This is a genomic window from Lamprobacter sp. (assembly GCF_034860625.1).
GTDB lineage: Bacteria > Pseudomonadota > Gammaproteobacteria > Chromatiales > Chromatiaceae > Lamprobacter.
Genome location: NZ_JAYESN010000220.1, coordinates 1 through 5196, shown reverse-complemented (window position 1 = coordinate 5196; position 5196 = coordinate 1). Strand labels below are relative to the sequence as shown.

Below are 5196 nucleotides of genomic sequence, written 5' to 3'. Positions count from 1 at the left end.
AGTTGATTAGACAGAATGTGGGTCGGGTGTGCTAGGCAGATTCTGCCTATTTCTGTTAGGGCAGAATCTGCCTAGCACCTCAACCCACCAACCAAAAAATCCCGCTGACACGAAAACCCCGTTACAGACTGCGGTTGCAGAACGGGTGTCATTGCAAGTGCTAGATGGAATTCTGACCGGTCCCCACCGATCATCGGTGTCGATACGTCCACGGTTGTTGGTGCCCCCTTCCATGATCCCAGTCCAAGTTCACTGAGCGCACAGGGCGCTTCGCCTGAGTCTAGCGATTATGACTGTCGGGAATACTCTCCCCGAAGCCCTTTTTCTGCTTTGCGGTGCAAAAAGTTGACCTTGATCACAGTTTGTGAACCGAACAGCGAGCGTGGCCTAAGGCTGAATTCCCTCAGTGAGTGAGGATGACGTGACGGCGCTACCGCTGCCGCTGCCGGTAGTCCCAGGGCCGCTGATGCTCCCCAGCCTTCGCCCAAATCCCGATCCCCGCGCGTTTGGCATCGGCCTCAACGCGGCTGTAGCTGCGATCCGAACAGTAGCGCCGATAGACGGCCGCCTAGCCGGCTTCGACCATGGCGCGGTTGAGGCCTTGGCCGCTGACCGGGTCGATGACCTCGGCGACCTTGCGCCCGTAGCGGTCGGTGTCGTGGACCTTGAGGTTGATCACCCGCGGGGTGATCTGGCGCAGATAGTCGCGGCTCTCGGTGCCCCAGGGGCGTTGGGCGATCTCGTGCGGCGATGAACCCTATTCAGCCTCCAAAAACTCCCCAAACCGCACCTCCAACGCCGCCTGATCCGGCCGATCCGCCACATGCCTCGGCAATCGGATACGCTGCCCATGGGGTCCCTTGATCGCCTGCTCCAGCGTCGGCCCATCATGCTGCTCGAGTACCGACTCGGCGATATGGATCTTCCCATCCGTGTCGATCCCCAGCAGGTTGTGATCGTAGGCGGTGTGATGCAGCGCTGACAGACAAAGCCCGTTGCTGATCTCAGGCCGGCCGCGCTCGTCGCGATCTGGGATGATGTGCGCCGCCTCTAGCAACCCTGGTGCCGGCAACCCGGTGATCGCGCAACGCCGGTCGTAGGCCCCGAGCACCAACTCGCGGAACTCTGCCTGATGCAGCCGGGCCTTGGCCTCTACAGTTGAGTAGCGGTGATCGGTAGGCAGCGTCAATCCCTCCTCATCAGACAAGCGCGCTGGCTTCGCAAGCTCACGGGTACTGCCCACGGCAACGGTGCAGCGCAGTGCCTGGGTCTCGGCGAGGATCAGGCGCACGTCGCAGTCCCCTGCGGGAGGCGGTGCCGAGCGCCTTCGTCTTGCCGCCGTCGCACATGACCCCAAGCCGCCGCTGGCGCGCGCAGTACTTCTGCGGCCTGACCGAGGCGGGCGCCGATCCCGCGCAGATCAGCCAGGCGACCGAGATCCTGCAGCAGATCCTGCGCAGCGACCTGCCGTCGATCGCCGCTCGATTGGCGGTGCCGGCGGAGCGCCTGCGGCCGTTGATCGGCAACTATGGAGGCGGCCTTCACCTATGGCATTGACCGTATGTTCGTTGTCGTGGCGATCGGCATGCTGGCGCTGGCGGTGCTGACCTGGTTCGGCTTGCGGCCGCGGCGGTGATGGTGAGCGTTGCGCAAGGGTGATGGAGACGGTCATCAGCCAAGGCTGAATGACGGATCTGCTAGTATCCATCGGTCGATCGCAGGAGCTGCGCCTGGTGCTGACGCCGGCGCAACCGCCCGTGATCGCTCCGCGGCGGAATCCGAGGGTTCGTGATGCGCTTCTTCAACACCGAAGGCCCCAACCGGGTCGCTGACCACTACACCCTGCCGCCGCTGGCGCGCTGGGATCTGGACGCGATCCTGCGGCTGATCGCGCAGAAGAAATATTTCCTGCTCCACGCCCCACGCCAGACCGGCAAGACCACCTGTCTGCTGGCGTTGATGGAGGCACTGAATCAGGCCGGTCAGTATCGCGCGGTCTACGCCAATATCGAGGCGGTGCAGGCCGCGCGCGAGGATCTGGCGCTCGGCATGGCAACGCTATGCAGCGTGCTTGGTCGTGCGGCGCGGCAGTCGACCGGCGAACAGGCGCCCGAGGAGTGGCTGCGCCAACAAGGTGATCGCGTTGCGCCGGGCGACCGGCTGGCGATGCTGCTGGAGCACTGGTCGGCCTCCGACCCCCGGCCCCTGATCCTGCTTCTCGACGAGGTCGACGCCCTGATCGGCGACACCCTGATCTCGCTCCTGCGCCAGTTGCGCGCCGGTTATCCGCAGCGCCCAGAGCGTTTCCCGCAGACGGTGATCCTGTGCGGCGTGCGCGATCTGCGCGATTACCGCATCCATGCCCGCTCCGAGCCCGAGGTCATCACCGGCGGCAGCGCCTTTAACATCAAGGCCAAATCCCTGCGCCTGGGCGACTTCAGCCGTGCCGAGGTCCAGGCCTTGTTACAGGAGCACACCCGCGAGACCGGCCAAGCCTTCACCCCGGAGGCGCTTGAGCGGGTCTGGACGCTCACCCAGGGTCAGCCCTGGCTGGTCAATGCCCTGGCCTACGAGACCTGTTTCGAGCGCCCCGAGGGACGCGACCGCAGCCGCCCGATCGACTGCGGGATGATCGAGCAGGCCAAGGAACAGCTGATCCTTGACCGGGTGACCCATCTCGATCAACTCGCCGACAAGCTGCGCGAGGAGCGGGTGCGTCGCATCATCGAGCCGATGCTCGCGGGTACCGCGCTGGGGCCGGTGCCAGAAGCGGATCGCGACTACCTGGTCGATTTAGGGCTGCTGCGACGCGCCCCGAGCGGTGGGCTCGTGGTTTCCAACCCGATCTACCGCGAAGTGCTGCCGCGCATGCTTGCTGGCGGACCCCAGGACTCCCTGCCCCAGATCGCCCCCAGCTGGCTCAATGCCGACGGTACTCTGAATCTCGAGCAGTTACTCACCGCCTTCCTCGCCTTCTGGCGCCAGCACGGCGAACCGCTGCTCGGCAGCGCGCCCTATCATGAGATCGCCCCGCATCTGGTGCTGATGGCCTTCCTGCACCGGGTCATCAACGGCGGCGGCAGCCTGGAACGCGAATATGCGATCGGCGCTGGGCGCATGGATCTGCGCCTGCGTTATGGACAGGTCAGTCTCGGCATCGAACTCAAGGTCTGGCGCACTGGGCGTGCGGACCCGCTCGCCGAAGGTCTGGCGCAGCTTGACCGCTACCTCGATGGCCTCGGGCTCGACAGTGGCTGGTTGGTGATCTTCGATCGCCGCAACGGCCAGCCGCCGATCGCGCAGCGCACGCGCTGCGAGGATGACACCAGCCCGGCCGGTCGGCGCATCCGGGTGATTCGGGCGTAGCATGCGCAGCCATCTCCTCGCGGCATAGGATTCTCAGCGCCGGTCATGTTGCCCCCCGCTGTCGATTGTCTCCATCCGGACGCGGCGGCGGCGTTCATCGCCCGCTTCTTGTTGCTCAGTCCACGGTATCCCTGCGGCGAGCCTTCCTCGCCGCGGCAGATCGCTCGTCCCCGTCAACGACTCGGCATCGGGCTGTGCGCGGCCGGCCTGTTCGCGCTGGTCTATGGGATCAGCCAGGCCAGCGGTCCGGCCGGACCCTTCAGCCTGGCCGTCGGGGCGCCGCTGCTTATCGAGCGCTCGCCGCTGTCGCCCGGTCGCGGTGGTGAGCCGGTCATGGTCGCGTGGAACGCGGCCGGCCGGAGCCAGTCCAGCGTTGTCAGCGCAAAGCCGGTCAGCGCATTGGCGGCAGCGGCGACGGCATCGGGCGCCAGGACGCCCCACAGACCGATGGCTCCACAAATGAGCACGGAGAGCACGAAGACGGCCCCGAACGCGGGCCTGATCGTCGGAGGTTCGGCCATAAGCGTCACCGAGTGTCTGTGAATGGCGGGCCGCAGCGGCAGCGGTTGCCGACAGTTGATGTTCTTCAACCGATCCGCTGACCGACGAGTGTCAAGAATGCTCGGGCTCGCGACAAGGCTCAGAGTGCCCAGAATGGGTGAGCCATCCATCGGGTGCCCATTTTGAGCGCCGCACGACTGGATTTGCTCATCACAGCCCGTACCATGGAGATGAGTGGCGCCGTCGTCGGCCGAACACTGCGATCAATCCTCTCCAATACCGATGAACATCCAACGTATCCTGACCGATCCGAAGATGGTCATCCTGGCCGTTGCCGGTGGCTTTCTGATCGGGCTCTTCGCGCCCTCTCTGGGCGAAGCCCTCTACCCGGTTGGCAGCATCTACATCGCCTTCCTGTCGATGTGTCTGCTGCCGATCCTGATCACGGCGATCATCGTCGGCATCGCCGGCCTGCTTCGAGACGACAACACGCGACCCTTGTTCAAGCCCATGGCCGGCCTCTACCTGGTCGGCCTGATCCTGCCCTGTGTTGTTGGCATCGCTACTGCCTTGATCCTGGCGCCGGGCATCGGTCTCGGGCCGGAGGCCGAGCAGAGCATCGGTGCCTTGATCATCGAATCCCCGTCGGCCGGCAAATCGGACGGTGGCATCCTGAGCTTTCTGGTCCAGATCATTCCGACCAATCCGTTCGAAGCCCTAAGCGCCAATGATGTGATGAGCATCGTCTTTCTCAGCGTCTGCATCGGGCTGGCCCTGGGGGTCATCCGCCGCGAGGCCGCCGAGCCCGCGCTGAAGGTCTCGCAGGCGGTTTATGACGCCTTCATGCAGCTGTTTCGCTGGGCGATCCTGGTGCTCGCGCCGGGCTTGCTGTTGTTCATCTCCGGAGTCGTGGCGCAGATCGACGCCAAGGTGCTGCTGGCGCTGACCAAATTCGTGATCACCTTCTAATGTCGGCGGCCTGCTGCTGATGGTCGTCTACATGCTGTTGTTCTGGCTCGCCGTGCGCGGCCCGCTCGTCGCAACCCTCTCCAAGCTGAGCAATCCGAACGTGCTCGCCTTCATGACCAACAATCCGGTCGTCGCACTGCCCGCGACCTTGGACACCCTGGAGAAGGACTATGGCATCGACCGCCGGGTGCCAGACCTGGTGATCCCGTTCGGGATCTTTGCTAATCAGCACGGTGCGGTCTTCCTGCTCTCCTTCTTGACCGTGTTTCTGGCCCAGATCTATGTAATCGATCTCGGCATTCAGGACTATGCCGTCATCGCCATCGGCTCGATCATCGCCGGTGCCACCGCGGTTGGGGG

General features: G+C 64.5%; 7 protein-coding genes. 4 read left to right on the top strand and 3 right to left on the bottom strand.

Going from position 1 to position 5196, the window contains the following annotated elements:
- Positions 1-568: 568 nt before the first annotated feature.
- Together VBE63_RS24475 and VBE63_RS24470 are read right to left on the bottom strand one after the other, a co-directional pair.
- Complete coding sequence (locus VBE63_RS24475; RefSeq protein WP_323685629.1) at positions 569-739, bottom strand: thermonuclease family protein; 171 nt, start codon at positions 737-739, stop codon at positions 569-571.
- Between the two features lie 18 nt (positions 740-757).
- Positions 758-1291 (bottom strand): HNH endonuclease signature motif containing protein, encoded by a 534-nt coding sequence (locus tag VBE63_RS24470; RefSeq protein WP_323685628.1) that lies wholly within the window; start codon positions 1289-1291, stop codon positions 758-760.
- 23 nt (positions 1292-1314) lie between these two features.
- Here VBE63_RS24470 and VBE63_RS24465 point away from each other — a divergent pair, with 23 nt between their 5' ends.
- Together VBE63_RS24465 and VBE63_RS24460 are read left to right on the top strand one after the other, a co-directional pair.
- Positions 1315-1557 (top strand): hypothetical protein, encoded by a 243-nt coding sequence (locus VBE63_RS24465; RefSeq protein ID WP_323685627.1) that lies wholly within the window; start codon positions 1315-1317, stop codon positions 1555-1557.
- 234 nt (positions 1558-1791) lie between these two features.
- Positions 1792-3366, top strand: coding sequence for an AAA family ATPase (locus VBE63_RS24460; RefSeq protein WP_323685626.1), 1575 nt, complete (start codon positions 1792-1794; stop codon positions 3364-3366).
- A 221-nt stretch (positions 3367-3587) separates the two neighbouring features.
- Here VBE63_RS24460 and VBE63_RS24455 read toward each other — a convergent pair whose 3' ends face one another.
- Positions 3588-3956: a hypothetical protein gene (locus VBE63_RS24455; protein ID WP_323685625.1), complete on the bottom strand. Its 369-nt coding sequence runs from the start codon at positions 3954-3956 to the stop codon at positions 3588-3590.
- A 193-nt stretch (positions 3957-4149) separates the two neighbouring features.
- Here VBE63_RS24455 and VBE63_RS24450 point away from each other — a divergent pair, with 193 nt between their 5' ends.
- Together VBE63_RS24450 and VBE63_RS24445 are read left to right on the top strand one after the other, a co-directional pair.
- Positions 4150-4836 carry a dicarboxylate/amino acid:cation symporter gene (locus VBE63_RS24450; protein WP_323685624.1) on the top strand — a complete coding sequence of 229 codons (687 nt, stop codon included), beginning with the start codon at positions 4150-4152 and terminating at the stop codon, positions 4834-4836.
- Between the two features lie 19 nt (positions 4837-4855).
- Positions 4856-5196, top strand: a 341-nt coding sequence (locus tag VBE63_RS24445) for a cation:dicarboxylate symporter family transporter (protein ID WP_323685623.1), incomplete at its 3' end; no start/stop codon positions are given.